This is a genomic window from Marivita sp. S2033, from assembly GCF_046592965.1.
Classification (GTDB): domain Bacteria; phylum Pseudomonadota; class Alphaproteobacteria; order Rhodobacterales; family Rhodobacteraceae; genus Marivita.
The window spans coordinates 15,193-40,133 of the sequence record NZ_JBISBV010000003.1; the positions used below are offsets into that span (position 1 = coordinate 15,193).

The 24,941-nt window shown below is 61.5% G+C and carries 28 protein-coding genes and 1 tRNA gene; 15 read left to right on the plus strand and 14 right to left on the minus strand.

Annotated features, from left to right (window positions below):
* Nucleotides 1-143 precede the first annotated feature (143 nt).
* Complete coding sequence (tkt, locus tag ACGKZZ_RS06785; RefSeq protein ID WP_411222753.1) at nucleotides 144-2,210, minus strand: transketolase; 2,067 nt, start codon at nucleotides 2,208-2,210, stop codon at nucleotides 144-146.
* A 216-nt stretch (nucleotides 2,211-2,426) separates the two neighbouring features.
* Here tkt and ACGKZZ_RS06790 point away from each other — a divergent pair, with 216 nt between their 5' ends.
* Nucleotides 2,427-2,978 carry a hypothetical protein gene (locus ACGKZZ_RS06790; protein ID WP_411222754.1) on the plus strand — a complete coding sequence of 184 codons (552 nt, stop codon included), beginning with the start codon at nucleotides 2,427-2,429 and terminating at the stop codon, nucleotides 2,976-2,978.
* Complete coding sequence (locus ACGKZZ_RS06795; protein WP_411222755.1) at nucleotides 2,978-3,370, plus strand: cell division protein ZapA; 393 nt, start codon at nucleotides 2,978-2,980, stop codon at nucleotides 3,368-3,370. Before ACGKZZ_RS06790 ends, ACGKZZ_RS06795 begins: the two co-directional genes overlap by 1 nt.
* A 71-nt stretch (nucleotides 3,371-3,441) precedes the next feature.
* Here ACGKZZ_RS06795 and grxD read toward each other — a convergent pair whose 3' ends face one another.
* The 4 genes from grxD to xth form a co-directional block, all read right to left on the minus strand.
* Entirely contained in the window at nucleotides 3,442-3,804 is a 363-nt protein-coding gene (gene grxD, locus ACGKZZ_RS06800) for a Grx4 family monothiol glutaredoxin (RefSeq protein ID WP_411222756.1), read from the minus strand.
* Nucleotides 3,797-3,943 carry a hypothetical protein gene (locus ACGKZZ_RS06805; protein ID WP_411222757.1) on the minus strand — a complete coding sequence of 49 codons (147 nt, stop codon included), beginning with the start codon at nucleotides 3,941-3,943 and terminating at the stop codon, nucleotides 3,797-3,799. Before ACGKZZ_RS06805 ends, grxD begins: the two co-directional genes overlap by 8 nt.
* A gap of 4 nt (nucleotides 3,944-3,947) precedes the next feature.
* Nucleotides 3,948-4,190, minus strand: coding sequence for a BolA/IbaG family iron-sulfur metabolism protein (locus tag ACGKZZ_RS06810; protein WP_411222758.1), 243 nt, complete (start codon nucleotides 4,188-4,190; stop codon nucleotides 3,948-3,950).
* A gap of 73 nt (nucleotides 4,191-4,263) precedes the next feature.
* A complete protein-coding gene (xth, locus tag ACGKZZ_RS06815) occupies nucleotides 4,264-5,046 on the minus strand; it encodes an exodeoxyribonuclease III (protein ID WP_411222759.1) in 783 nt (260 codons plus the stop codon).
* A gap of 341 nt (nucleotides 5,047-5,387) precedes the next feature.
* Here xth and ACGKZZ_RS06820 point away from each other — a divergent pair, with 341 nt between their 5' ends.
* Together ACGKZZ_RS06820 and ACGKZZ_RS06825 are read left to right on the plus strand one after the other, a co-directional pair.
* Nucleotides 5,388-6,002 carry a hypothetical protein gene (locus ACGKZZ_RS06820; RefSeq protein ID WP_411222760.1) on the plus strand — a complete coding sequence of 205 codons (615 nt, stop codon included), beginning with the start codon at nucleotides 5,388-5,390 and terminating at the stop codon, nucleotides 6,000-6,002.
* Between the two features lie 60 nt (nucleotides 6,003-6,062).
* Complete coding sequence (locus ACGKZZ_RS06825) at nucleotides 6,063-7,121, plus strand: DUF6902 family protein (protein WP_411222761.1); 1,059 nt, start codon at nucleotides 6,063-6,065, stop codon at nucleotides 7,119-7,121.
* Nucleotides 7,122-7,191: 70 nt separating this feature from the next.
* Here ACGKZZ_RS06825 and ACGKZZ_RS06830 read toward each other — a convergent pair whose 3' ends face one another.
* A complete protein-coding gene (locus ACGKZZ_RS06830) occupies nucleotides 7,192-7,515 on the minus strand; it encodes a HesB/IscA family protein (RefSeq protein WP_411222762.1) in 324 nt (107 codons plus the stop codon).
* 84 nt (nucleotides 7,516-7,599) lie between these two features.
* On the opposite strand from ACGKZZ_RS06830, the gene ACGKZZ_RS06835 reads away from it, so the two are divergent.
* From ACGKZZ_RS06835 to ACGKZZ_RS06870, 8 genes are all read left to right on the plus strand, one after another.
* Complete coding sequence (locus ACGKZZ_RS06835) at nucleotides 7,600-8,760, plus strand: deoxyguanosinetriphosphate triphosphohydrolase (protein ID WP_411222763.1); 1,161 nt, start codon at nucleotides 7,600-7,602, stop codon at nucleotides 8,758-8,760.
* 12 nt (nucleotides 8,761-8,772) lie between these two features.
* Nucleotides 8,773-10,602 (plus strand): cation:proton antiporter, encoded by a 1,830-nt coding sequence (locus ACGKZZ_RS06840; protein ID WP_411222764.1) that lies wholly within the window; start codon nucleotides 8,773-8,775, stop codon nucleotides 10,600-10,602.
* 60 nt (nucleotides 10,603-10,662) lie between these two features.
* The gene (gene argS / locus ACGKZZ_RS06845) at nucleotides 10,663-12,408 is read left to right on the plus strand and encodes an arginine--tRNA ligase (protein WP_411222765.1); all 1,746 of its coding nucleotides are present in this window, start codon (nucleotides 10,663-10,665) and stop codon (nucleotides 12,406-12,408) included.
* Between the two features lie 73 nt (nucleotides 12,409-12,481).
* On the plus strand, nucleotides 12,482-13,480 hold the full coding sequence (locus ACGKZZ_RS06850) for an SPOR domain-containing protein (protein ID WP_411222766.1): 999 nt from the start codon (nucleotides 12,482-12,484) through the stop codon (nucleotides 13,478-13,480).
* Nucleotides 13,477-14,490 carry a glycoside hydrolase family 3 N-terminal domain-containing protein gene (locus ACGKZZ_RS06855; protein WP_411222767.1) on the plus strand — a complete coding sequence of 338 codons (1,014 nt, stop codon included), beginning with the start codon at nucleotides 13,477-13,479 and terminating at the stop codon, nucleotides 14,488-14,490. The genes ACGKZZ_RS06850 and ACGKZZ_RS06855 overlap by 4 nt, the downstream gene beginning before the upstream one ends.
* Nucleotides 14,487-15,281 carry a segregation and condensation protein A gene (locus ACGKZZ_RS06860; protein WP_411222768.1) on the plus strand — a complete coding sequence of 265 codons (795 nt, stop codon included), beginning with the start codon at nucleotides 14,487-14,489 and terminating at the stop codon, nucleotides 15,279-15,281. The genes ACGKZZ_RS06855 and ACGKZZ_RS06860 overlap by 4 nt, the downstream gene beginning before the upstream one ends.
* A gap of 40 nt (nucleotides 15,282-15,321) precedes the next feature.
* Nucleotides 15,322-15,933, plus strand: coding sequence for an SMC-Scp complex subunit ScpB (gene scpB, locus ACGKZZ_RS06865; RefSeq protein WP_411223145.1), 612 nt, complete (start codon nucleotides 15,322-15,324; stop codon nucleotides 15,931-15,933).
* 102 nt (nucleotides 15,934-16,035) lie between these two features.
* Entirely contained in the window at nucleotides 16,036-16,182 is a 147-nt protein-coding gene (locus ACGKZZ_RS06870; protein ID WP_411222769.1) for a hypothetical protein, read from the plus strand.
* Here ACGKZZ_RS06870 and ACGKZZ_RS06875 read toward each other — a convergent pair.
* The 8 genes from ACGKZZ_RS06875 to ACGKZZ_RS06910 form a co-directional block, all read right to left on the minus strand.
* The gene (locus ACGKZZ_RS06875) at nucleotides 16,179-17,258 is read right to left on the minus strand and encodes a 2'-deoxycytidine 5'-triphosphate deaminase (RefSeq protein WP_411222770.1); all 1,080 of its coding nucleotides are present in this window, start codon (nucleotides 17,256-17,258) and stop codon (nucleotides 16,179-16,181) included. The two genes, ACGKZZ_RS06870 and ACGKZZ_RS06875, sit on opposite strands and share 4 nt — an antisense overlap.
* Nucleotides 17,259-17,329: 71 nt before the next feature.
* A tRNA-Pro gene (locus ACGKZZ_RS06880) sits at nucleotides 17,330-17,406 on the minus strand.
* A 71-nt stretch (nucleotides 17,407-17,477) separates the two neighbouring features.
* Nucleotides 17,478-18,326: a MerR family transcriptional regulator gene (locus ACGKZZ_RS06885; protein ID WP_411222771.1), complete on the minus strand. Its 849-nt coding sequence runs from the start codon at nucleotides 18,324-18,326 to the stop codon at nucleotides 17,478-17,480.
* Nucleotides 18,327-18,331: 5 nt separating this feature from the next.
* Nucleotides 18,332-18,634, minus strand: a complete 303-nt coding sequence (gene ihfA, locus ACGKZZ_RS06890) for an integration host factor subunit alpha (RefSeq protein ID WP_411222772.1) — start codon at nucleotides 18,632-18,634, stop codon at nucleotides 18,332-18,334.
* 94 nt (nucleotides 18,635-18,728) lie between these two features.
* Entirely contained in the window at nucleotides 18,729-19,700 is a 972-nt protein-coding gene (locus ACGKZZ_RS06895) for a beta-ketoacyl-ACP synthase III (RefSeq protein WP_411222774.1), read from the minus strand.
* Nucleotides 19,697-20,800, minus strand: a complete 1,104-nt coding sequence (plsX, locus tag ACGKZZ_RS06900) for a phosphate acyltransferase PlsX (protein WP_411222775.1) — start codon at nucleotides 20,798-20,800, stop codon at nucleotides 19,697-19,699. Before plsX ends, ACGKZZ_RS06895 begins: the two co-directional genes overlap by 4 nt.
* Before the next feature lie 25 nt (nucleotides 20,801-20,825).
* Complete coding sequence (rpmF, locus tag ACGKZZ_RS06905; RefSeq protein WP_085630687.1) at nucleotides 20,826-21,032, minus strand: 50S ribosomal protein L32; 207 nt, start codon at nucleotides 21,030-21,032, stop codon at nucleotides 20,826-20,828.
* 165 nt (nucleotides 21,033-21,197) lie between these two features.
* A complete protein-coding gene (locus tag ACGKZZ_RS06910; RefSeq protein WP_411222776.1) occupies nucleotides 21,198-21,758 on the minus strand; it encodes a YceD family protein in 561 nt (186 codons plus the stop codon).
* Nucleotides 21,759-21,845: 87 nt separating this feature from the next.
* On the opposite strand from ACGKZZ_RS06910, the gene ACGKZZ_RS06915 reads away from it, so the two are divergent.
* Genes ACGKZZ_RS06915 through ACGKZZ_RS06925 form a run of 3 tightly spaced genes read left to right on the plus strand, consistent with a single transcriptional unit; the run spans nucleotide 21,846 to nucleotide 24,907 of the window.
* Nucleotides 21,846-22,301 carry an outer membrane protein assembly factor BamE gene (locus ACGKZZ_RS06915; protein WP_411222777.1) on the plus strand — a complete coding sequence of 152 codons (456 nt, stop codon included), beginning with the start codon at nucleotides 21,846-21,848 and terminating at the stop codon, nucleotides 22,299-22,301.
* Nucleotides 22,301-23,083: a GNAT family N-acyltransferase gene (locus ACGKZZ_RS06920; RefSeq protein ID WP_411222778.1), complete on the plus strand. Its 783-nt coding sequence runs from the start codon at nucleotides 22,301-22,303 to the stop codon at nucleotides 23,081-23,083. Before ACGKZZ_RS06915 ends, ACGKZZ_RS06920 begins: the two co-directional genes overlap by 1 nt.
* A gap of 9 nt (nucleotides 23,084-23,092) precedes the next feature.
* Complete coding sequence (locus ACGKZZ_RS06925; RefSeq protein WP_411222779.1) at nucleotides 23,093-24,907, plus strand: ABC-F family ATP-binding cassette domain-containing protein; 1,815 nt, start codon at nucleotides 23,093-23,095, stop codon at nucleotides 24,905-24,907.
* Nucleotides 24,908-24,941: the final 34 nt, after the last annotated feature.

Below are 24,941 nucleotides of genomic sequence, written 5' to 3' on the forward strand. Positions count from 1 at the left end.
TCCTGTGATGGAACGGTGTAGAGGTTCAACTCCGCATTTAAACGCCTGTTCCGTCACACGCCTGTTATCTGGGCCATGGTCGTGACAGATCATAAAAAAGGGGGGCGCGGTGCCCCCCTTATGCCATTCACCTGTACCGAGGTTCAGGCGGTGGTGTCGGCCTGCCAACGGCCTTCGATCAGGTCGCGCACCTTTTGCGCTGTCGCCTCGGCGGTGATGCCGAACTTTTCGTAAAGCGTTTCGGCAGGTGCGGACGCGCCAAACCCGTGCATCCCGACAAAGCCTGATTTCTCGCGCTTGCCGCGCTCGCCAAAGAGCCAGCGATCCCAGCCAAAGCGCACACCGGCCTCGATCGCGACGCGGACGGGGCCACCGGGCAATACGCGCTTGCGATACCGCTCTTCCTGCGCTTCGAACAATTCCCAGCACGGCATGGACACGACACGCGTGCCGATGCCCTCGGCTTGCAGGATGTCACGCGCGGCCATCGCAATCTCGACCTCGGATCCGGTCGCCATCAGGATCGCCTGACGCTTTCCTTCGGCATCGGCCAGAACATAGGCACCTTGCGCGACTATGTTCTTGGTCTTGTGCTCGGTGCGCACGGTCGAAAGTCCCTGACGGGTGAGCGACAGCACGGACGGTGTGGACTTCTGCGTCAGTGCGAGTTCCCAGGCCTCGGCTGTCTCGACAGTATCGGCGGGGCGGAACACCAGCGTGTTCGGCGTCGCGCGGCTGATCGCCAGATGCTCGACCGGCTGGTGCGTCGGGCCATCTTCGCCAAGGCCGATGCTGTCATGGGTCATTACAAAGACCGTCGGCACTTTCATCAGCGCGGCCAGACGCATCGCGGGGCGCGCATAGTCGGTGAAGCACATGAACGTGCCGCCATAGGGGCGGATGCCGCCATGCAGCGCCATGCCGTTCATCGCCGAGGCCATGCCGTGTTCACGGATGCCCCAGTACATGTAGCGGCCCGCGCGATTGTCGATGTCAAAGACATCCAGATCGCCGGTCTTGGTGTTGTTCGACCCCGTCAGGTCAGCCGAGCCGCCGAAAGTTTCCGGCAGGATTGGGTTCACGACTTCCAGCACCATTTCCGAGCTTTTGCGCGTCGCCACCTTGGGTTTGGTTTCGGTGATCTGCTTTTTCAGCGCCTTGATGGTCGAGGACAGCTTTTTCGGCGCATCGCCTGCCATCGTGCGGGCGAACTCGGCCTGTTTGGACTCAGAAACGTTGTTCAGCCGCTCTTCCCACGATTGCCGCTCGGACGCGCCGCGCCGGCCAATCTCTTCCCACTCGGCTTTGGTGTCGGCAGGGACTTCGAACGGGCCGGTGGTCCAGCCCCATTCGGCCTTGGCGGCGGCGTTCTGCTCGGGATCGGTCAGCGCGCCGTGGCCCTTGGACGTGTCCTGCGCCGCGTGGCCGAGCGCGATATGCGTCTTGCAGGCGATCATCGACGGGCGGTCGTCTTTCTTGGCCGCTGTGATCGCGGCGTCAATCGCGTCGGGGTCGTGACCGTCAATGTCCTGCACATGCCAGCCTGCGGCTTCGAACCGCGCAACCTGATCGGTGCGGTCCGACAGCTCGACAGTGCCGTCGATCGTGATGTCGTTGTTGTCCCAGAACAGTATCAGTTTCGACAGTTTCTGGCGACCGGCGATGCCGATGGCCTCATGGCTGATGCCCTCCATCAGACAGCCGTCGCCGGCCATGACATAGGTGTGATGATCGACCAGCTTGGCGCCGAACCGTGCGCGCAGGGCTTCTTCGGCCATCGCAAAGCCGACCGAGTTCGCGACGCCCTGACCCAGCGGGCCGGTTGTCGTCTCGATGGCTTGCGCCAGAAAGTTCTCGGGATGCCCGGCAGTTTTCGCGCCCCACTGGCGGAAATTCTTGATCTCTTCGAGCGTGATCTCGGGATCGCCGACAAGGTAAAGCAGCGAGTAAAGAAGCATCGAGCCGTGGCCCGCCGACAGGATGAAGCGGTCGCGATCATGCCAATCCGGGTGCGCGGCGTCGAATTTCAGATGCTTCTGATAGAGCACGGTCGCCACATCCGCCATGCCGATGGGCATGCCGGAATGGCCGGAATTGGCTTCGGCCACGGCATCCAGCGTCAGCGCGCGAATGGCGGCGGCTTTGGACCAGTGGTCAGGGTTTTGCGCTTTGAGAGTGTCGATATCCACGGGCCATGTCGTCCTTGTCATAAGGGTGCAGAGGTCATTCAGGCCGTTCCATACCAGTGTTGCGTCAGAGTTCAAGGCGCGGGCCGTGGCATGATGCGCATAGGGGGGCGCATTTTCGCCAGCAGATTGTTAAACTTTCACGTTAAGAGGACGGAGCGATTCGTTTCGAGCGCACGGAAAAATGTGTCTGGCTACACGCCTTGAGGGCCAGACCGCCAACAAACGGGGATCAGGAAAATGACCCAGATCGACGACTTGCAACACCGCATCACAGCGGCGCTGGACAGGGTGACACAGGGCGTGGCCCAGATCGAAGCACGTGCCGCCGCCGCTGCGGTTGCACCACCCGCGCCGGAGGGGGGCCCGGACGAGGTGACCCGTCTCGACGAGGTGACCCGTCTCAAAGAGGCGCTGGAGGAAGAGAAGCTGGCCAACGCGCAGCTTGAAGAGCGTGTGCGTCGCCTGCACGAGACGCACAAACACGAACTCGAGGCCGCGCGGCAGGCCGCGACGCCTGAACCGGCCGGACCTCTGGTCGATGTGGCCGCGCTCGATCAGGATTTGCAGCGCTTGCGCAAGGCCAACGAGATGCTGCGCACCACCAATGAGGAACTGCGCGAAGCGCTGGCCGAAAATGTCGGCGAGCCGCACCTGATCAACAAGGCGATGCTGGCCGAACTGGAAGGGCTGCGCGCCGCCCGCGCGGTCGAGATCGCCGAGACGCAGGCGGTCTGGGCAGCGCTCACGCCGCTGTTGGAAACGGCTGCACTTGAACAGGAGGCCAACTGATGCCCGAGATCGAAATCAACATCGGCGGTCGCAGCTTTGACGTCGCCTGTCAGGACGGCGAAGAAAAGTACCTGCTGTCAGCCGCCCGGATGCTAGACACGGAAGCCCAGGTTCTCGCGCAACAGGTCGGCCGCATCCCCGAGGCGCGCATGCTGCTGATGGCGGGGCTGATGCTGGCCGACAAGACGGCCGGTCTCGAAGACAAGCTGCGCGAGACCGAGGATCGCGCATCGGGATATCTCTCGGAACTGCGCAGCCTCAAGGAAGCGCCGCCCCCCGAACCCGAACGGGTCGAGGTGCCGGTCGTGCCCACCGAAGTGACCGAGACCTTGCAGGAAATCGCGGCGCGGGCCGAAGCCTTGGCGCGAGATGTCGAGGAGAAGGCAGGCTAGGGTGATCGACCGACTGAAACAGAAAACGGCGCCCGCTGAGGCGCCGTTTTTCGTAATGATCGCGGGACGGCTCAGGCGTTCGCTTCGCGGATCTTTTCGGCGGCATCCTTGTCATAGCTGACGCCGTTGTCGGCAAACAGTTTGTCCAATTCGCCAGACAGGGTCATCTCGGTGATGATGTCGCACCCGCCGACAAATTCGCCTTTGACATAAAGCTGCGGAATGGTCGGCCAGTCGGAATAGTCCTTGATCGCCTGACGGATGTTCTCGTCTTCCAGAACGTTCACATCCGCGTAGTCGATCGCCATGTAATTCAGAACTCCAGCCACCCGGCTGGAGAATCCGCATTGTGGCATCGCCTTGGTGCCCTTCATGAACAGCACGACATCGTTGGATGTGACGGTGTCCTTGATCTGCTGTTTCGCGTCAGTCATTGTCTTTCTCCATCTCTTCGCGGCGGGCCTTATCCCGCCGAATATAGGGCATTGTCGCCCCAAAGGTGATCACCCCGACCAGTGCCAGCGCGGCCAGAACCGGCCAGCTGTTGTTCAGGAGTGTCAGAACGTCGCCCAAAGGATCACTCCGGCGCCTTGGTGGTCAATGCCAGCGCGTGCAGCTCGCCCTGCGCGCCGTCCATCTTGCCCTTGAGCGCCGCATAGACCGCGCGCTGCTGTTGCACCCGGTTCTTGCCCTTGAAGCTCTCATCGACAACTTCCGCCGCATAATGGTTTCCGTCGCCAGCTAGATCGGTGATCGTGATCTGGGCGTTGGGAAACTCTGCGCGGATCAGATCTTCGATTTCCTGCGCTTGTATGGCCATTGGGCGACCCTCCGTTATTGGTATTCAAAATGCATGTATGCCGCCTCGACATATAGCGCAAGGCGACGCAGTGTCAGGCTGTCAGAGACACCCAGACCGGCACGTGATCGGACGGCTTTTCGCGCCCGCGCACCGCGCTTTCGATCCAGCAATCGGTCAACATGTCTGCACATGAGGGTGTCAGCAGGAAATGGTCGATGCGGATGCCGTTGTTCCGTTCCCATGCGCCGGCCTGGTAATCCCAGAACGTATAATGCCCAGGACCTTGGGTGCGGGCGCGGAACGCTTCGGTGAAACCAAGGTTGACGATCTCGCGGAACGCGGCGCGGGTTTGCGGCAGGAACAGGGCATCATCGACCCATTTCTCCGGCCTCGCGGCGTCCTCGGGTTGCGGGATGACGTTATAGTCTCCTGCCATCAGCGCGGGCATTTCGTCTGCCAGCAATTCCTGCGCGCGCGCCTTGAGCCGCTTCATCCAGGCCAGTTTATAGTCGTATTTCGGGCCCGGTGCCGGGTTGCCATTGGGCAGGTATAGCCCGCACAGCCGCACCGCGTCGCTTTCACCGATCACCGTCGCTTCGATCCAGCGGGCCTGTTCGTCATCTTCGTCGCCGGGCAGGCCATGCGTGACATCCTCAAGCGGCAGCTTTGACAGGATCGCGACGCCGTTGAATCCCTTTTGCCCGTGTGTCTCTACCGTGTAGCCCAGATCCTCGATCGCCTCGCGCGGAAACGCGTCATCCACCGATTTGATCTCTTGCAGCAGCGCCACATCCGGCGCGCTGTCTCTCAGCCAATCCGTCAGGGCGGGCAGGCGGGCCTTGATCCCGTTGATGTTGAACGTGGCAATTTTCATCGTGAACCTCCCGAACTGTCGTCTCTATCCCAAGTTGCGGCGGCGCACACAAGCCGCGATTGCCCCGAATCGAGACGCTCTGATGGCCGGTCTTGTCGGGTGAGTCGCGCATGTCGGGGCCGGCAGGATAGCTCTTGGCCACTCCGAGGGCGCGATCGCAAATTTATCCACAATTTTCTTGTGTTTGTGGATAACCCAGAGTCCCGCGCATGAAGAACAACCTATGCGAGAGTCTTCATGTGGATAACATTCCAGAGCACATCCTTAACAAGAATTAATCTTCTCAAATGCAATTTTTGCGTGCCAGCCTGATGCCATCAACTACGCCACAGGAGGCTCCAATGACTGCACTTCGTAAAACACTGAATACTGAATTCCTCGTTAAAGATCAGCGCAATATCGCGGATCTCAACGACATCCATTCCGGCGATGCCGTCGAGATGATCATGTCGGCCTCCACACCAACCCTGTCCGACATGCGCAGCGGCGATGCTGTCGAAATGATCATGTCCGCCTCCACGCCGACCACCTCCGATGCCCGCACCGGCGACGCTGTCGAGATGATCATGTCGGCCTCCACGCCGACCACATCCGATGCCCGCAGCGGCGATGCGGTCGAGATGATCATGTCCGCCTCCACGCCGACCACGTCCGACGCCCGCACCGGCGATGCTGTCGAGATGATCATGTCGGCCTCAACGCCGACCACCTCCGACGCGAGCACCGGCGACGCGGTCGAAATGATCATGTCCGCCTCCACGCCGACCACCTCCGACGCGCGCACCGGCGATGCTGTCGAAATGATCATGTCGGCCTCCACGCCGACCACGTCCGATGCCCGCACAGGCGATGCTGTCGAGATGATCATGTCCGCCTCCACGCCGACCACGTCCGACGCGAGCACAGGCGACGCCGTCGAGGCGATCATGTCCGCGTCGCGCCCGACCACGGCATAACGAGCGACAATGACCCGGGACGGGGTGGCCGTCCTTTTGACCCCATCAGGAGGCATGACCATGACAAACGTCATCCAACTCACCCCCCCGTCCCGGATCGATACGCAAGAGGCGCGTCTCGGCGCGCTTCTGGACTGCTTTGCCCAACATCGCCGCTTTGGCGACGATGTGTTCTGGCTGAAGGAAAACGCCGAAGTCCTGAATATTCTGGAATGCACCGGCACCGAACCGGGCCGCGCGGCGCTGGAACCCTACGTTGGCTTTTATCAAAGCGTGGAAAAGCGCATGCGCTTCTTTCCACAGTATTATCGCTTTTTCCTCTCCATCTCGCTTGATCTCGAAGACTTGGGGATGGCGGGCACGCAAGCCGAAAAGCTCGTCCGCTGGGCAGATGCGCAAAGTCTGGCTCAGGCCGAACTCTCCGATCTGCAACGACTCGAGGCGGTCCGCCTGATGGCGCGGCGTGGTGTGACCCCGGCCGGAGACGTTCCCGCACTGGAGCAACGCGCTCGCAACTTCATGGCGCGCTCGGACACGTTCGCGCTGCCCAACAAGAAGGCCGCCTACGAACTCACTCATATCGTGTTCTACCTCAGCGAATACGGCCGCCGTGACCCGCAGCTAGACGACGCCGGCAAGCGCAGCCTGCACTTTGCCGGATTGCTCGCCTTTATCGAGCAAAACGCCGATCTGCTCTCGGAAATTTGCATCGCGATGACCTACGCTCACGAAACACCGCCGCCGATGTGGACCGACTGGCTCAAGCGCGAAACGGCGTTGTTTACCGTCACCGACGGCCCCGAGGTCAGTGTTCAGGACGACTACCACGAATTTCTGGTGTGCAACTGGCACCAGGCCGCCACCGGCGACGCCGCCTTTGTCAAAGCGTTCACCGATGAGCGGATGCGCTTTGACCGCAGCGCGGATCGCGCCACCCCGATGCGCGAGATGTCGGAAGCGATGTTCAATCTCGACGAGGCGCGCAGCGGCGACTGGCTGTCGATGCGCCTGCACATGGAAGACGCGCTGTCACCGCGCGCAATGGACGTGCTGTCGCAAGCCGAGATCTCATCGACCCATTTCGAAGATTTCTTCCACGGATTCGCCAGAAGCACCTGAGCCTCAGGCTTCTTTGGGCCGAAAATACCTCGGGGGAGGCGCAAGGCGCCGGGGGCAGAGCCCCCATTCCTCACATCGAGAAGCTGGTGCCGCAGCCGCAGGAGGACGACGCGTTCGGGTTCTCGATCACGAAACGCGCGCCGATCAATTCCTCGGAAAAGTCGATGACGGCATTTGCCAGAAACGGCAGCGACACCGCGTCCACAACCACCTGTTCACCGCATCCCTCGAGCACGAGATCATCCTCGGCCGGCGCGTCAAGCTTGATCTCGTATTGAAACCCCGAACACCCGCCGCCCTCGACGGCGACGCGCAGCGCCTTGCCGTCGGCTTTGGCGCCGATTTCGGACAGGCGTTCAAAGGCGCGGTCGGTGACTTTGGGGGGCAACTGCATGGAAACCTCGGGTTTGCTTTAATTCACGTCTGTTAGCGAATATAAGGTCGAACGGGACAGGCGACAAGAACAGGCGGTGCTGGAATGACGGCGCGATTTGCATGCGAGCCTTCGGGATCGCGCGGCAGGCTTTATCCGGAGGAGGAAAGCGAATTCCGCTCGTGCTTCCAGCGCGACCGCGACCGCATCATCCATGCGTCGGCGTTTCGGCGGCTCAAACACAAGACCCAGGTGTTCATCGAGCATGAGGGTGATTATTTCCGTACCCGGCTGACCCATTCGATCGAAGTCGGGCAGGTGGCACGCACAATCGCCAAGACGCTGGGTCTTGATCTCGAACTGACCGAAGCGGTCGCGCTGGCGCATGATCTGGGGCACACCCCGTTCGGGCACACAGGCGAGGATGCGTTGAACGGGTTGATGCGACCCTATGGCGGGTTTGACCACAACGCGCAGGCGATCCGCATCGTGACCTCGCTAGAGCGCCATTACGCCGAGTTTGACGGGTTGAACCTCACTTGGGAAACCCTTGAAGGCATTGCGAAACACAATGGCCCGGTCGGGGAGCCGGTGCCATATGCGCTGGCAGATTACAATGCCATTCACGATCTTGAACTCGACACCCACGCCAGCGCAGAGGCGCAGGTCGCGGCCTTGTCCGATGATATCGCCTATAATCACCACGATCTGCATGACGGGCTGCGCGCAGGGTTGTTCTCGACCGATGAACTGGCTGAGCTTCCCATCGTAAGCGATTGTTTTTCCGAGGTGGATCGGGTCTATCCGGGCCTGAATTACTACCGCCGCCGGCATGAGGCTCTGCGCCGGTTCTTCGGCCGGCTGGTGGCGGATGTGATTCATGTCACGCAAGCCAATCTTGCCGCGCTCGTTCCGCAGACGCCAGCCGACATTCGCGGCGCGGGGCGCATGATGGTGCAGTTCTCGCCAGACCTCTGGTCCAAACTCAAGGTGATCCGCGAGTTCCTCTTCCATCGCATGTACCGCGCGCCGGATGTCGTTGAAATGCGGGCACAAGTTAGCGATGTGATCAACACGCTTTTCCCGCTCTACATGTCCGATACGTCGCTTCTGCCAAAGCAGTGGCGCAAGGATGTTGACGAAATTCGATCCGACACGGAACTTGCACGGATCGTTGCGGATTACATAGCCGGGATGACCGACCGGTTCGCCCTCCAAGAACATGCGCGCCTGACCGGGTCGGACGTGATAATGGACCGATCCTGAAGGATAATACGTATGGCAACACCTACAGATGTCGGGCTGAACCCGGTGACCACCTTTGCGCTTGTCGGCGTTCTCGGGGTGGGTGCGCAATGGCTGGCGTGGCGGCTGAACCTGCCGGCAATCGTGCTGATGCTCGCTGCGGGTTTGGTGGTCGGCCCGATGCTGGGTATTCTCAACCCGGCGGCCGCGCTTGGTGATCTGTTGCAGCCGATGGTGGCGATTGCGGTGGCGATCATCCTGTTTGAAGGCGGATTGACGCTGAATTTCAAATCTCTGACCGATGCCGCGGTCGGTGTGAAACGGCTGGTGTTGGTCGGGGCACCGATTGGCTGGCTCGCGTCTGCGTCGGTGCTGCATTACGTCGGCGGGCTGAGCTGGGCGACATCCGCGGTCTTCGGCGGCATCATGATCGTCACCGGCCCGACAGTGATCTCGCCGCTCCTGCGTCAGGCGCGGCTCAAGCGCCGTCCGGCAGCGCTTTTGCAGTGGGAAGCTATCGTCAACGACCCGACGGGCGCTTTGGCGGCGGTTCTGGCGCTGGAGGTGGTTCTGGTCTGGCAGGCTTCGGCGTCAGCGCAAGAGGCTATCGTGGAACTCGCGGTGGGCATCGCCCTGGCGGTGATCGCGGGCGTTGTCGCGGGCTGGGGCATCGTGCAGTCGTTCAAGCAAGGCTGGGTGCCCGAATACATGAAGGTGCCGGTTCTGTTCGTAACAGTGCTTGGCGCGTTCGCGTCCACCGACGCGGTGCTGCACGAAAGCGGATTGCTGACCGTCACCATCATGGGCGTCTGGATCGCCAACTCCAAATTGCCCAGCCATGCCGAGATGCACCGGTTCAAGGAACACGCGACGATCCTGCTGGTGTCGGGCGTGTTCATCCTGCTTGCGTCGAACATGACGCGCGAGACATTGACGAGTTTGAACTGGCAAACTCTCGCCACGGTGTTGGCCGTCATCCTGATTGCGCGCCCCGTGACGGTGCTTGCCTCACTGGCGTTTTCGAATGTGCCCTGGGCCGAACGGCTTCTGGTGGCCTTTACCGGCCCGCGCGGGGTGGTGCTGGTGGCGGTCGCGGGGTTGTTCGGCGACCGGCTGGTACAAGCGGGGATTTCGGATGCCGCGCAGGTTTCGCCGCTTGCCTTTGCGCTCGTGGCCGGAACGGTTGTCCTGCACGGTTTCACGTTGAAACCGCTCGCACGGCTGCTCGGACTGACGGCCTCGTCGTCGCCCGGTGTGTTGATCGTCGGGGGCAACCGCTGGACGGTCGAGTTGGGCAAGGCGCTCACCAAGCTTGATCTTCCGGTGATGATCTCTGATCCCAACCGAAGCCATCTGCGCGACGCGCGTGGTGCGGGGTTGCGGGTATATACCGGGGACATCCTGTCGGAGGGTGCCGAGCATCGGCTTGATCTGATGCCCTACCAGACGGTGATCGCAGCGACGGACAACGATGCCTACAACACGCTTGTCGCCACCGATCTCGCCCCGGAATTCGGCCGCGAAAACGTGTTCCAACTAGCCCGCGAAACGTCCGACAGCGAGCGTTATGCGCTGCCGCCGAAACTCGGCGGGCGTGCCATTGGCGCGGGCGAAACGTTCCTTGAGGTGCAAAATCGCATGTGGGACGGCTGGGAAATCCGCTCGACCACCTTGTCGGACGAGTTCACCCTCGAGGACTGGCGCGAGAAGAATCCCGAGGGCATTTTGCTGGCCGATATCGGACCCAAGGGCACGTTGCGTATTCTGGGCCCGGACTCCGAACCCAAGGAAGCGAGCGACACGCGGCTGGTCGCGATGGTGCCGATGAAAGAGCACCGGGCAAAGGCCGAGGGACAGGCCTAAGCGCCATTTGACGCCACGCGCCAGAGTGGTAGAGGACATGCGAGATAAAGGACGCATGACATGAACCTCTTTTCCGACATTCGGGCGCTGGTGATCGACAGTTTGAACGCAATGGTCGCGGATGGCGCGCTGCCGGACGGGCTTGGCTTTGAGAACGTCACGGTCGAGCCGCCGCGCGATCCGCTGCATGGCGACATGGCAACCAACGCCGCAATGGTGCTGGCCAAGCCTGCGGGCCAAAAGCCGCGCGACATCGCCGAGGCTCTGGCCGACCGTCTGACCGCTGATCCGCGCGTCGCAAGCGCCGAGGTTGCCGGGCCAGGGTTCCTGAACCTGCGGTTGGAAAATGTCGTCTGGCAGGGTCTGCCCGCAACGATCCTGTCCAGCGGTGCCGATTACGGCCGCTCGGTGATCGGGCAGGGCAAGCGGGTGAATGTCGAGTTTGTCAGCACCAACCCCACCGGACCGATCCATGTGGGACACACCCGCGGCGCGGTTTTCGGTGACTCGCTGGCGTCCCTGCTGGAATATGCCGGATACGACGTCACGCGCGAATATTACATCAACGACGGCGGTGCGCAGGTCGATGTGCTCGCGCGGTCCGTTTATCTGCGTTATCTTGAAGCGCATGGACAGGATGTCGCGTTCGAAGACGGCACCTATCCCGGTGATTACCTGATCGAAGTGGGCGAAGCGCTCAAGGATCGGGTCGGGGACAAATATATCGACCAGCCGGAAGAGGTCTGGCTCGAAGATGTGCGCAACTACGCCACGGATGCGATGATGATGCTCATCAAGGTCGATCTTGGCCTGCTGGGCGTCGAGATGGACAATTTCTTCAGCGAGAAGTCGCTTTACGGCACCGGCAAGATCGAAGTCGCCATCCGGGCGCTCGATGAAAAAGGGCTGATCTATCGCGGTGTGCTGGAACCCCCCAAGGGCAAGAAGCCCGAGGACTGGGAACCGCGCGAGCAGACCTTGTTCAAATCCACCGAACATGGCGACGACGTGGATCGGCCGATCATGAAGTCCGATGGCAGCTGGACCTATTTCGCGCCGGATATCGCCTATCATTACGACAAGATCCAGCGTGGCTATGACCTGCTGATCGACATCTTCGGCGCCGATCACGGCGGTTATGTCAAACGCATGAAGGCTGCCGTTTCGGCGCTGTCGGACGGCAAGACACCGCTCGACATCAAGCTGACGCAACTGGTGAAGCTCTACAAGAACGGCGAACCTTACAAGATGTCCAAGCGGGCAGGCACATTTGTCACGCTGTCCGATGTCGTTGAACAGGTCGGCCCGGATGTGACGCGCTTTGTCATGCTGACGCGCAAGAACGATGCACCGCTCGATTTCGATTTCGACAAGGTGCTTGAGCAATCCAAGGACAACCCGGTCTTTTACGTGCAATACGCCGTTGCCCGCGTGAACTCGGTTCTGCGCAAGGCACGCGAAGCCGGGATGGATGTGGGCGACGGGACGCTCGAACAGGCGGATCTGTCGGACTTGACGCATGACAGCGAACTTGCGGTCGCGCGGAAACTTGCCGAATGGCCGCGCCTGATCGAAATTGCCGCGCGCACCAACGAGCCGCACCGGGTCGCCTTCTATCTTTATGAACTGGCGTCGGAATTGCACGCGCTCTGGAACAAGGGCAACGACGTGCCCGAACTGCGGTTTTTGCAGGAAGGCAACACCCAGGCAACACAGGCGAAAATCGCGCTCGCGCGGTCTGTCTCGGTTGTTATTTCCGCAGGTCTTGGTATCTTGGGCGTCACACCGGTCGAGGAAATGCGCTGACAAAAGCGCCGTGACCGGGTGAGGCAAAGGCAAGAAGCGACCGGTGGTTCGACCCACCGGCAAAGAGGCGGACATGGCAGACATGCATATGACGGGCTCCGTGCGCACGCAGGGGGCATCGGGAAACTTGGCATCGGCGGCAAACTGGCTGGGCGCGGCGATGTCCTTGGCGTTGATCGTTGGCGTGGCGGTCTGGGGATACCGGCTGATCATGCGGGATGTCTCTGGTGTGCCTGTAGTGCAGGCGATCGAGGGGCCGATGCGCATCGCGCCGGACAACCCCGGTGGCCAGATCGCGCGGCACGGTGGATTGGCGGTCAACAATATCGCCGGGTCCAGCACCTCCGCGCCTCCGCCCGATCAACTGGTTCTTGCCCCCAAGCCCCTGGATATCACTGACGAAGACATGCCGGTGTCCGAGCTTGCCGCTGTTCAAGAGCCTGCGGTAACCGAAGACCTTTCCGAAACCGAAGAGTTGGCGCTGGCGTCGCTGCGCCAGGACGCAGAGACGCAGGCACCGCCGCTGTCGCAGACCGATATCGCCAATGCGGACGATCCGATCAAGGCGTTGGCCGACCAGATTGCCGCCAATGCCAAACCGCTGGGCATTGTCGATCCTGCACCCAACACGGGTGCGTTCGATCAACCAGCTTCGGACGAAACCCAAGAGGCGACATTCCAGACCGTCGCGGTATCAGTGCCCGGAGTCGCACGCTCCCTGCGGCCCAGCCAGCGCCCCGACGGGTTGCGCAACGCATCGCTTTCTGTTCCGGTCGCGGCACCCGAGGTGGCGGCCGAAATGTCTCCCGCCGATATTCCCGCCGGTACACGCCTTGTTCAATTCGGTGCGTTTGACAGCCCCGAAATCGCCCGCGAGCAGTGGGCCAAACTCCAGGCGCGGTTTGGGGAATACCTTGAAGACAAGGACCGCGTGATCGAAGAGGCCACCTCGGGTGGACGCGTCTTTTTCCGCCTGCGCGCTCATGGGTTTGACGATCTGAGCGACTCCCGTCGCTTCTGCGCCGCGATTGTGGCGGAAAAGGCCGACTGCATTCCTGTGGTCAGCCGGTGACACGCAGCGCGTTCGGGGCGGCAATTTTCGGGTGTGACGGCACGCGCCTGACGGCCGATGAGGCAAGGTTTTTTGCCGATGCCAACCCGTTCGGTTTCATCCTGTTCAACCGCAATCTCGAATCCGCCGATCAGATCAGGACCCTGACGTCGGACCTGCGCGCCGCCGTGGGCTGGAACGCGCCGATCTTCATCGACCAAGAGGGCGGACGCGTGCAGCGTTTGCGTCCACCGCTGGCAAGGGACTGGATGCCGCCGCTGGATCATGTGGCCCTGCTTGGTACACATGCCACAAAGGGAATGCGGCTGCGATATCAGATTATCGCCGCCGAGTTGGTGTCGCTTGGCATTGACGCCAATTGTGCACCGATGCTTGATGTCGCACGGCCCGAAACCCACAAATTCCTACGCAATCGCTGTTATGGAACCGATCTTGAGACGGTTGTCGAGATCGGGCGCGCGGTCAGCGACGGTCTGTTGGCAGGCGGGGTATTCCCGGTGATGAAACACATGCCCGGCCACGGGCTTGCGCAGATGGACAGCCATCTTGACCTGCCCCTGATCACCGCCGACGCGGCGACATTGGATGCGATTGACTTCGCCGCGTTTCGCCCGTTTGCCGATCTGGCGATGGGAATGACAGCGCATCTTGTCTATGCGGCACTTGGCGAAACCCGGCCCGCCACCACGTCGGCCTCGATGGTGTCGCGCATCAGACACTACCTCGGATTTAACGGTCTGCTGATGACCGATGACATTTCCATGCAGGCATTGTCAGGCACAGTTCCCGACCGCGGCGCGGCGTCGATGGAGGCGGGGTGCGATGTGATCCTGCATTGCAACGGAACCTTGTCCGAACGCATCGCCCTCATGGATCGGATCGGGACAATGCCGTCCGCGTCCCAGAGACGTGCCGAAGCGGCGCTGGCGACGCGCCCTGACGTCCCGGATGTTGACATTACCGCACTCACCGCCAAGCTTGCACAACTGGAGCAAGGGCAGGGTGCATGAGCAACACCGGCGTAGAGGCGTTTGACACATCGGTCGCGGATCGGCTCGCCGCCGAGGCGCTGATTGTCGATGTCGAGGGTTACGAAGGCCCGCTCGATCTGTTGCTGAGCCTCAGCCGCACCCAGAAGGTCGATTTGCGCAAGGTGTCGGTGTTGCAACTGGCGCGGCAATATCTGGCCTTTGTGGAAAAGGCCAAAGAGCTGCGCATCGAACTGGCCGCTGACTATCTGGTGATGGCCGCATGGCTGGCGTTTCTGAAATCACGTCTTTTGCTGCCTCCCGATCCCGAAGAGGACGGCCCGAGCGGCGAGGATCTCGCAGCGCATCTGGCATTCCAACTGGAACGTCTTCAAGCGATGCGCGATGTGGCGGCCCGCCTGATGGGGCGCGACCAGTTGGGGCGAGACTTTTTCGCGCGCGGATTGCCCGAACAGGTCGAACGTTTGCGCAAGGTGCAATACACCGCAACGCTTCTCGATCTGATGCAGGGCTATGCGCGGATTCGCACCAAGGACGAATTTCGCCCCTTTGTGATGGATCGCGATGCGGTGTTCACGATGGAACAGGCGCTTGAGCGGATGCGCGGGCTGATCGGCTTTGCCGGAACATGGACCGATATCGCGACCTACATGCCCGACGGCTGGGCCGCCGATCCGGTGCGCTGGCGCTCGGCCACGGCATCGACCTTTGCCGCGTCCCTGGAACTCGCCAAGGAAGGCAAGGTGGAACTGCGCCAGTCAGAGACCTTTGCCCCCATCGAGCTTCGCCGAAAGGAGTCGCGGCGTGACTGACACACCCGACGTTGATGCCAGCCTGTTCGAAGCGCCGCCAATGGGCGAGCAGGAACGCATGGTCGAGGCGATCCTGTTCGCGACCGCTGAACCGGTCACGGTGAAAGAACTGAACGACCGGATGCCGCATGGTGCGGATGCCGCCGAAGCGCTGGTGCATCTGCGCAAACGCTATCAGGGCAGGGGCGTCAACGTTACCCGCGTGGGCGATGCCTGGGCGATCCGTACCGCGCCCGATCTTGGGTTTCTGATGCAAAAGGAAACCGTCGAGATCCGCAAGCTCAGCCGCGCGGCGATCGAGACGCTGGCCATCATCGCCTATCACCAGCCCGCCACCCGCGCCGAGATCGAGGAAATCAGAGGCGTATCGGTCAGCCGTGGAACGGTGGATCAATTGCTTGAAATGGAGTGGATCCGCTTTGGCCGCCGCCGTATGACGCCGGGACGCCCGGTGACCTTTGTGGTGACGCAAAATTTCCTCGACCATTTCGGCCTTGAATCGGCGCGCGATTTGCCGGGACTGAAAGAACTGCGCTCTGCCGGTCTGTTGGAGAACCGTCTTCCCCTGGGCGAAATGCCCCAAATGGGCGAGGGCGATGTGGACGCCGACGAAGCAGCCGAAGAGGGCCAGTCCGAGCTGTTCGAGGATTGAACGGACTTGCCTTGCGTTTTGCGGACAATGCCTGAAAAACGTCGCAATTGTTCGCTATGCCTTGCCAGCAGGCCGTTTTAACAGAAACGTCAGGAAGGCGACATGAACCTCAATTCAGTGATCAACATGGTGATGCGCACCGTCATGCGACGCCTTGTCAATTCGGGCATCAACGCAGGCATGGGCGCAATGTCCAACATGAAGAAGCCCCGCAAGAAAGCGCCACCGCAGGATCAGCCGCGCCGTTAACGCGCCTTGAATTGCTTGGACAGCTTCAAACCCTGCCCCTGATAGTTTGATGCAATCCCCGCGCCGTAAAGCTGGCTTGGGGATTGATCCATCTTTTCATACACCAACCGCCCGACAATCTGCCCGTGTTCCAGCACAAAAGGCGCTTCGTGGCAGCGCACTTCAAGAACTCCGCGCGACCCGGTGCCGCCCGCGGCATCATGGCCGAAACCGGGGTCGAAGAAGCCAGCATAATGCACGCGAAATTCGCCGACCATCGCCAGAAATGGTGCCATTTCCGCCGCGTAATCCGGCGGGATATGCACCGCTTCGCGACTGACGAGGATATAGAATGCATCCGGATCTAGGATCAGGCGGCCATTGCTGGTGCGCAGCTCTTCCCAGAACTCCGAAGGCGCGTAGTGGCCAAGTTTGTCGAGGTCGATCAAGCCGGTGTGCGGCTTGGCGCGAAAGCCAACGAGATCGCCGTCCTCCGGCCGCAAATCGACCGAGAACCCCAGACCGTCGCTGATCGTCGCAGGGCCGCCACTGACCAGCGTTTGCTCGACGTGCAACTGGTGAAGGGTATCGTCAGACAGGATCGACTGGCCATTGCGAAAGCGGATCTGGTTCAAGCGCATGCCCGGACGGACCAATACCGAAAAGGAGCGCGGGCAAATTTCGGCATAAAGCGGGCCGCTATAGCCCGCGGCCACGCGGTCAAATTCGGTGCCCCCGTCGGTGATCGTACGGGTCAGCAGGTCCAACCGTCCGGTTGAGCTTTTGGCATTGGCAACCGCGCTGAGGCCGTCGGGCAGGGCCAGACGTTCCATCAGCGGCACAAGGTAGACGCAGCCCTTCTCAAGCACCGCGCCGCCCTCAAGCGAAATGCGGTGCATCTCGAAATCCGCCAGCCGGTCCTCGACCCGTTGCCCCTTGCCCGCGAGAAACGACGCCCGCACACGGTAGGCGAAGTGACCGAGACGCAGATCAAGACTGGCAGGTTGCACTTGCCCATCGACAAAGTCGCTGTCGGCGGCAATCACGCCGTCCCTCATCAATTCGGTGATTTGCTGGTTAGCCAGAACGCCTGTCATATCGCACGATTCCCCGTTTTGCCTTGCATAGCAGCGGTTTAATCGTGTGACGATACATAAGTGGTAGGCAATGGTCGGGCTAGCAGGACTCGAACCTGCGACCTTCCGTCCCCCAGACGGACGCGCTACCAGGCTGCGCCATAGCCCGACTGCCGCCTGTCATAACGGTTTTGCATCGCGCCGCAAGCAGGAAATGCACCTGCCGCTTCAAAGACTCCTCTAGCCCGCAAGCTCTCTCAAGCGTGCGGCGACGGGCGCGATCTGCCGTGCCGCTTCGGGTGAAAGGCGGGTGATTCTCGCCAGATAGGCAAGCGCGCCCGGACCGGTTTCGGGCGACGATATCTCGACCTCGGGGATCGCGTCCGGGGTTGGGGGTGCCGGTTCCGAAGTAGGTTCAGGCTGATCGGCGCCATCTTTCTCTTCGATCCGGTCGTCCATCGAGTGTTGCAGGAAATCGGGCAGAGGCGCCATTTCGCTGGCTTGGCTATCGACCGCTGGCACGTCGGAGGCAATCTCTGCCTCATCGGAGGCCGCTGCCAACGGCGGCTCGTCGACCGCTGGTTCCGGCGGCGCATCGGCAACCAAATCGGGCGCAGCCTGCCCGTGCTCTGAGGCAGCCGCGGCGGCGGGTTGTGCAACTTCGACGCCCGGTGTCGCATCTTCGGCTTGAGGCTCCGTCAGCAGGTCGGGCCGTTCCTCGACCTTGGGCTTTGCGAAAGGAACCACGGTGTCCACCGGTTCGCCCGCGTCGGCCTCGATCAGGTCGATCTCGTCATAGTCGTCATCCTCGCCCATGCTTGATGCACAGAGTGAAGAGACGTGCTTAATGCCCTGTTCCCGAAGTATTTTCTGCACGCCTTTGATCGTCATTCCGTCTTCGTGCAACAGCTTTTTGATCCCGCCAAGCAAGCGCATGTCGGCCGGGCGATAATACCGCCGGCCGCCCGCCCGTTTGACCGGTTTGACCTGCGTGAACTTGCTTTCCCAGAACCGCAGCACATGGGCCGGCGTTTCCAACCAATCGGCCACTTCGCTGATCGTGCGGAAGGCATCTGCGGATTTGCTCATGTGACCTAGCCTTTGTTGCCCGCGGCCACCCGGTCTTTCATGAGGTGGGACGGGCGGAAGGTCAGCACGCGGCGCGGGTTGATTGGCACCTCTTCACCGGTCTTGGGGTTGCGACCGACGCGTGCAGCCTTGTCTCGGATCGAAAATGTGCCGAAGGACGAGATCTTGACTTGCTCACCGTCCACCAGCGCGTCAGACATGTGGTTCAGGACCGTTTCGACCAGATCGGCGCTTTCGTTGCGCGACAGGCCCACTTCGCGAAAAACAGCTTCGCTCAAGTCCATACGTGTCAATGTTTTTTGCCCCATGCGGCGATCCCCCCTCGGTTTGCGCCAGCATGGCGCTTGCAATTTTCCGAGTCAATATCAATGGCTTGCGCGCGGGATTTTAGAGAGACTTCGCCTACCAGCGCAGCACGACCGCGCCCCAGGCCAAACCGCCGCCGATGGCTTCGGTCACGACCACGTCACCCTTGCTGATCTGGCCGCGCTCGACACCGACCGACAGCGCCAGCGGAATCGACGCGGCAGAGGTGTTTCCGTGGTCCTGAACCGTGACGACGACATGATCCATCGACAGGCCCAGCTTGCGCGCGGTGCCCTGAATGATTCGGATATTGGCCTGATGCGGCACGATCCAATCCACCTCGTCATTCGAGATTCCGGCTTTCTCCATCGCATCAGTTGCGGTTTGCGCCAGCTTTTCGATGGCGTGGCGAAAGACCTCTTTGCCTTCCATCCGCAGATGCCCGGTGCTTTGCGTGCTCACGCCGCCATCGACATAGAGGATATCACGATGCTCACCGTCCGAGTGCAGATCGACCGACAGAATCCCGCGATCCGACTTGTCGCCGGTGCCAGCCTGCGCTTCGAGAATGAGCGCGCCCGCGCCGTCGCCGAACAGGACGCAGGTGCCGCGGTCGGTCCAGTCCATGATCCGGCTGAAGGTTTCGGCCCCGATCACCATGATACGTTTCGCCTGACCTGACACGATCATTGCGTTGGCGGTGCTGAGCGCAAAGACGAATCCGGCGCACACCGCCTGCACATCAAACGCATAGCCGCGCGTCATTCCGAGTGCCGATTGCACCATCGTGGCGGCGGCGGGAAAGGTCAGGTCGGCGGTCGAAGTCGCCAGGATGATCGCGTCGAGGTCATTGGCCTCAAGCCCCGCATTGGCCAGGGCTTTTTCCGCCGCTTTGGTGGCAAGATTGGACGTGGTTTCGCCCTCGGCCGCAAAGTGACGGCGTTCAATACCGGAGCGGGTGCGAATCCACTCATCCGACGTGTTCAGCGAGGCTTCGAACTCCGAATTCGCAACCACACGGTCGGGCAGGTGATGCCCATGCCCAATCACAACGGCGCGTGTGCTCATGTCGAACCCTCCTTGGTGGCGTCGCTTTCGTCCTCGGCAGTGACATCGGTGATGGTCGCCAGACGTGCCGCGAGCCGGTCGGAAAAGCCCGATTGGGCCAGTTGCAGCGCAAGTGTGATCGCAGCCGAGACGCCGGTTTCATCGGCAGACCCGTGCGATTTGACAACCGTGCCGTTCAACCCGAGGAAAACACCACCATTCTTGCGGCGCGGGTCGATCTTTCTCTGGAACCGGCGCAACGAAGGCATCGCAACCAGCGATGCCATCCGCGCGGGCAGCGAGTGGGTGAAGGCTTCTTTCAGCCGTTCGCCGATCATCGACGCCGTGCCTTCGCCGGTTTTCAGCGCGACGTTGCCGGTAAAGCCGTCGGTGACGATCACATCACATATGGTGCCCGGAAGGTCGCCGCCCTCGACAAAGCCGACAAAGTCGAACTGTCCGCGGTCGGCGGCGGCCGAGATCAGGTCATGCGCATCCTTCAACTCGGCGCGGCCCTTGTGTTCTTCGGTGCCGACATTGAGCAGGCCGACACGGGGCCGCGTCAGGTCAAGCCCGTTACGGGCATAGGACATGCCCATCAGCGCGTATTGCAAGAGGTCTTCGGCATCGGCACGGATATCGGCGCCGACATCCAGCATCACGTTGAAGCCTTGCGGGTTGCGTGAGGGCCACAGCACGGCGATGGCCGGACGGTTGACGCCGGGCAGCTTGCGCAGCCGGATCATCGACAGCGCCATGAGCGCGCCGGTGTTGCCGCAGGATACGGCAACCGTGGCTTCCTTGTCGCGCACTGCGTCTATCGCGGCCCACATGGACGTGTCTTGCCCATTCCGCATCACCTGTGCAGGCTTGTCGGTCATGGAGACAACCTCGGTGGAGTCCCGAATGTCGCAACGCCCTTCGAGTTCTTTGCGACGGGCAATCAGACGCGACAATTCCGCCTTTGGTCCGTGAACCAGAAAGCGGATTTCAGGATGGGACCGCGCAGATAAGGACATACCGGCGACAACTGCCGCCGGTCCCCGATCGCCGCCCATCGCGTCGATTGATAGCACGATCGGCGTATCACCCACCTGGTTATGATCCTGCGAGGAGGTCATTCGGAGGGGTACGCCTTAACGTCGCTTATGCCGCGTCTTCGTCCAGGTCGATTTCGTCGGCCTGTGCGATCACTTCGCGATCGGCATAATGGCCGCAGGACGGGCAGACGTGGTGCGGACGCTTGAGTTCACCGCAGTTCGAACATTCGTTCGGGTTCGCTGCGACCAGTGCGTCATGCGCGCGACGATTGTTACGACGCGACTTGGATACTTTGTTCTGTTGGACAGCCATGTCTCAACCTCAATTGTCTATAATCGGTGGCATGTGCGCCATGCCGCGTTTCGGGTGTGACCGGCCTATACGAGGAAACCGGGCCGGGGGGCAACCCCCACCTCAGATGAAGGCGCGAACATAGGGGCAATGGCAAAATCCGCAAGCGTTTTCTAGCGTCGCCAATCAGGACTTTTTGTCCAGTTCGTCGCGCAATGCTGCAAGCGCGGAAAACGGCTTCGTATCCTCGTCTTTCAAGGGCGTCACACCGTCTTCGGCAAAGACCGCTTGGCCCAGGTCGGCCCCGTCCGCACGGGGATATTGCGGCAGCGCGAGCGAGAGCGATTCTATCATCACATCATACGCCGAGATGACCCGGCCCAACGGCTCGATGCTGGTATCTTCGGGCATTTCGATCTCTGCACCGGGCTCGAGATCCTTCGCGATCTGCGTTTCGGGCATGTAGATGCGCTCCACGTCCTCGTCGATCCGCGTGGTCACCGGCACCAGCGTCACGACGCAGGGTTGCACCACGGTGGCTCCCAAACGACCCTGCAATGCCCAACCGCGTGCGCCATCCGCAGCGATTTCGCCTTCAAAGCGGAGTTTTTTCAACGCCGACAGCCCCAGGCGTTCGGCAATCGCCTCGCGCTCTGCGGGTGCGGGTTGCAGATCAAAGCCTGTGGGGTGGCGAGTCGAAAGGCCGCTGACGCGGAATTCTCCGGCTTTGGGATCGTTTTGTGTCATATCGAGAGGTCACCCTTTGCTTGAACGCAGCCCAAAGGCCGTGTAATCGAGATAAAAGGCAGAGAACGCCAACGCAAGAGAGGCGCCATGCAGGGTATCGGATCGACAGTCAGGATCGGGGTTATTGCCTTGGCGCTTGTGGCGCTGGCAGGGTGCACCGCGCAGCTTCGCTCGCATGGATATGTTCCTTCAGAATCGGATTTGCAACAAATCGTGCCGGGCGTGGACACGCGCGCCACGGTCGAGGATGTGATCGGTGTTCCGTCAACCTCGGGCACGCTGGACGAATCCGGGTTTTATTATATCGAAAGCGATATTCGCCATTTCGCATGGCAACGCCCCGAAGTCGTGGACCGCGAAGTTCTCGCGATCACGTTCGACACTGCGGGTGTGGTCGAAAATATCGAGCGGTACGGTTTGCAGGATGGCCAGGTCGTGCCGCTGACCCGCCGGATCACCCGATCCGGTGACGGCGATATCGGCTTCATTCGCAAGCTGTTCGGCAACATTGGCGGCATCAACGCTGCGGACTTCCTCAACTGATGAGCGCCACTGCGGCGATGCATCGCGCTTCGGCGGATGCGTTTGACCTGACATTGGGAGGCTACCGCGCGACTGTTGGAACCGGTCGGGACGTGACGCAGAACGCGCTGGCGCTGCGGTCCCGCGCCTTCCGGCGTGGGATGTGCGACCGTGACAGGTATGATCGCGACTGCCTGCACGGCGTGGTGGTTGGCCCCAACAGCACACCCTCTGTCGCGTTTCGAGTGCGGCTTCTCGACAGTCCGGCGCAGATTCTGGCCTGCTATACCGGACAGTTCTACGGGCTTTCGCCGCTCTGCACTCAAACCGGACCGCTGTTGGAGCTGGGCCGGTTCTGCCAGGCGGCGGGCAGCACCGACATCATGGCGCTGCGTCTGGCATGGGCGGCCATTGCGGCGGTTGTGGACCGGTCCAATGCCCGCATGTTGATCGGTTGCACCGCCTTGCCCGGCGCACAGGCTGATCGTCATACCGCCACCCTGGCCACTCTGGCGGCACATCATGTCGGGCCGCGTGCGCTCTTGCCGCAGCGCATTTCGCCGCTCGCATTGGATCTTCCCCGCGAAAGGACCGACGCGCCAATGCCGCCGCTGTTGCGCAGTTATCTCAACATGGGCGGCTGGGTCAGCGACCATGCGGTGCGCGATCCTGATCTCGATACGATACACGTCTTCACCGGCCTGAGCGTCTGCGCAATTCCGGCGACGCGCCAACGCCGGTTGCGGGCGCTTGCGCGGTGTGCCGCGAGCCACCCCCTTGACCTTGGACGCACCGCGCCGTAGCGCCTGCAAATGGCTGTCATTCCCCTTTTGCAACTCAACAACATTTCGCTGACATTCGGCGGAGACCCCGTGTTTGACGATCTTGAACTGGTGGTCCAGCCGGGCGACCGCGTGGCGCTGGTGGGGCGCAATGGGTCGGGCAAATCGACCCTGATGAAGGTCATGGCGGGCCTTGTCGAACCGGACAAGGGTGACCGTATCGTTCCGTCGGGAATCAGTGTCGGCTATATGGAGCAGGACCCCGATCTTGGCGCGTTCGATACGCTTGGCGACTATGCGATGTCCGGGCTTGAACCGTCCGAACTGTATAAGGTCGAGCGCGCGGGCGAAGGGCTGAAATTCGACCCCGCACGCCCAGTGAGTACCGCCTCGGGCGGCGAACGCCGCCGGGCGGCGTTGGCGCGGCTGATGGCGCAGGACCCGGAACTGATGCTGCTGGACGAGCCGACGAACCACCTTGATATCGAGGCGATCGGCTGGCTCGAGGATGAACTCAAGCGCACCCGCAAGGCGTTCGTGCTGATCAGCCACGACCGGCGCTTTCTGACCGAACTCACCCGTGCGACATTGTGGATCGACCGGGGGCAAGTGCGGCGGCAGGAGAAAGGGTTTTCCGCCTTCGAGGCATGGCGCGACAAGACGTGGGATGAAGAGGACATGCAGCGCCACAAGCTCAATCGCAAGATCAAGTCCGAGGCGCGATGGGCGGTCGAAGGCATCAGCGCGCGACGCAAGCGCAACATGGGACGCGTGCGCGCGTTGCAGGAGTTGCGCAGTGAACGCGCGGGGATGATCCAGCGACAGGACACAGCCGCAATGGCGCTCGCCTCCGGTCCGAAATCGGGGCGCAAGGTGATCGAGGCGCGGGGTTTGAGCAAATCGTTCGGCGACACACCCATCGTGCAGGATTTCTCCCTGACCGTGCAACGCGGCGACCGCGTGGCCTTTGTCGGGCCGAACGGGGTTGGCAAGACGACGTTGATTCGCATGCTGATGGGCGAGATCGAGCCTGACAGCGGCTCGGTGAAGCTTGGCACGAACCTTGTTCCAGCGGTGTTCGACCAGACCCGCGCGCAGTTGAACGGCGATTTGAGCCTATGGGAAAACCTGACAGGAGATCCGGAAATGCGCGTTTCGGGCAAGGCCGATCAGATCATGGTGCGCGGGATGCCCAAGCACGTGGTCGGCTATCTCAAGGAATTCCTGTTCGACGAGGCGCAGGCGCGTGCGCCGGTACGCTCGCTGTCGGGCGGGGAAAAGGCGCGGCTGCTGCTGGCGCGCATCATGGCGCGGGAATCCAACCTTTTGGTTCTGGACGAGCCGACCAATGATCTGGATGTCGAGACGCTGGATTTGTTGCAGGATTTGTTGGGAGAGTATGACGGCACCGTGCTGCTCATCAGTCACGACCGGGATTTCCTCGACCGGGTGGCCAGCACGACGGTTGCGATGGAAGGCAATGGCCGGGCCACCATCTATGCTGGCGGCTGGAGCGATTACCGCGCTCAGCGGGGCGAAGACGAGATCGACGCATCGCCCGCAAAACCTGCCGCCAAGCCGGCGGCGAAACCGGCATCCGCGCCAAAAACCAAAACGAGCCTCAGCTTCACCGAGAAGCACCGTCTTGACGAATTGCCAGCAGAGATCGACCGTATCACGGCAGAGATTGCCAAGCTCGAGACGTTGATGGCCGATCCCGATCTCTTTGCGCGTGAGCCGTTGAAGTTCAAGAAAGCCTCAGAGGCGCTCGTGGCGCGGCAAACTGCATTGGCCGAGGCCGAAGACCTTTGGCTGGAACTGTCCGAGAAGGCGGAATCAGGGTGAGAGTCCTGCCGACGAAAAGGTCGAAATGCGCAAT

Bases quoted from the DNA above. Each gene is read 5' to 3' on its own strand.
- ACGKZZ_RS06885 (WP_411222771.1), bottom strand. From the start codon at position 18,326: ATGAGCAAATCCGCAGATGCCTTCCGCACGATCAGCGAAGTGGCCGAT.
- ACGKZZ_RS06840 (WP_411222764.1), top strand. From the start codon at position 8,773: ATGGCAACACCTACAGATGTCGGGCTGAACCCGGTGACCACCTTTGCG.
- ACGKZZ_RS06820 (WP_411222760.1), top strand. From the start codon at position 5,388: ATGACTGCACTTCGTAAAACACTGAATACTGAATTCCTCGTTAAAGAT.
- ACGKZZ_RS06835 (WP_411222763.1), top strand. From the start codon at position 7,600: ATGACGGCGCGATTTGCATGCGAGCCTTCGGGATCGCGCGGCAGGCTT.
- scpB (WP_411223145.1), top strand. From the start codon at position 15,322: ATGGGCGAGCAGGAACGCATGGTCGAGGCGATCCTGTTCGCGACCGCT.
- ACGKZZ_RS06810 (WP_411222758.1), bottom strand. From the start codon at position 4,190: ATGGCCATACAAGCGCAGGAAATCGAAGATCTGATCCGCGCAGAGTTT.
- ACGKZZ_RS06920 (WP_411222778.1), top strand. From the start codon at position 22,301: ATGAGCGCCACTGCGGCGATGCATCGCGCTTCGGCGGATGCGTTTGAC.
- rpmF (WP_085630687.1), bottom strand. From the start codon at position 21,032: ATGGCTGTCCAACAGAACAAAGTATCCAAGTCGCGTCGTAACAATCGT.
- ACGKZZ_RS06875 (WP_411222770.1), bottom strand. From the start codon at position 17,258: ATGACAGGCGTTCTGGCTAACCAGCAAATCACCGAATTGATGAGGGAC.
- ACGKZZ_RS06795 (WP_411222755.1), top strand. From the start codon at position 2,978: ATGCCCGAGATCGAAATCAACATCGGCGGTCGCAGCTTTGACGTCGCC.
- ACGKZZ_RS06915 (WP_411222777.1), top strand. From the start codon at position 21,846: ATGCAGGGTATCGGATCGACAGTCAGGATCGGGGTTATTGCCTTGGCG.
- argS (WP_411222765.1), top strand. From the start codon at position 10,663: ATGAACCTCTTTTCCGACATTCGGGCGCTGGTGATCGACAGTTTGAAC.
- ACGKZZ_RS06790 (WP_411222754.1), top strand. From the start codon at position 2,427: ATGACCCAGATCGACGACTTGCAACACCGCATCACAGCGGCGCTGGAC.
- ihfA (WP_411222772.1), bottom strand. From the start codon at position 18,634: ATGGGGCAAAAAACATTGACACGTATGGACTTGAGCGAAGCTGTTTTT.
- ACGKZZ_RS06925 (WP_411222779.1), top strand. From the start codon at position 23,093: ATGGCTGTCATTCCCCTTTTGCAACTCAACAACATTTCGCTGACATTC.
- ACGKZZ_RS06895 (WP_411222774.1), bottom strand. From the start codon at position 19,700: ATGAGCACACGCGCCGTTGTGATTGGGCATGGGCATCACCTGCCCGAC.
- ACGKZZ_RS06870 (WP_411222769.1), top strand. From the start codon at position 16,036: ATGAACCTCAATTCAGTGATCAACATGGTGATGCGCACCGTCATGCGA.
- ACGKZZ_RS06850 (WP_411222766.1), top strand. From the start codon at position 12,482: ATGGCAGACATGCATATGACGGGCTCCGTGCGCACGCAGGGGGCATCG.
- ACGKZZ_RS06830 (WP_411222762.1), bottom strand. From the start codon at position 7,515: ATGCAGTTGCCCCCCAAAGTCACCGACCGCGCCTTTGAACGCCTGTCC.
- plsX (WP_411222775.1), bottom strand. From the start codon at position 20,800: ATGACCTCCTCGCAGGATCATAACCAGGTGGGTGATACGCCGATCGTG.
- ACGKZZ_RS06860 (WP_411222768.1), top strand. From the start codon at position 14,487: ATGAGCAACACCGGCGTAGAGGCGTTTGACACATCGGTCGCGGATCGG.
- xth (WP_411222759.1), bottom strand. From the start codon at position 5,046: ATGAAAATTGCCACGTTCAACATCAACGGGATCAAGGCCCGCCTGCCC.
- tkt (WP_411222753.1), bottom strand. From the start codon at position 2,210: ATGACAAGGACGACATGGCCCGTGGATATCGACACTCTCAAAGCGCAA.
- grxD (WP_411222756.1), bottom strand. From the start codon at position 3,804: ATGACTGACGCGAAACAGCAGATCAAGGACACCGTCACATCCAACGAT.
- ACGKZZ_RS06825 (WP_411222761.1), top strand. From the start codon at position 6,063: ATGACAAACGTCATCCAACTCACCCCCCCGTCCCGGATCGATACGCAA.
- ACGKZZ_RS06910 (WP_411222776.1), bottom strand. From the start codon at position 21,758: ATGACACAAAACGATCCCAAAGCCGGAGAATTCCGCGTCAGCGGCCTT.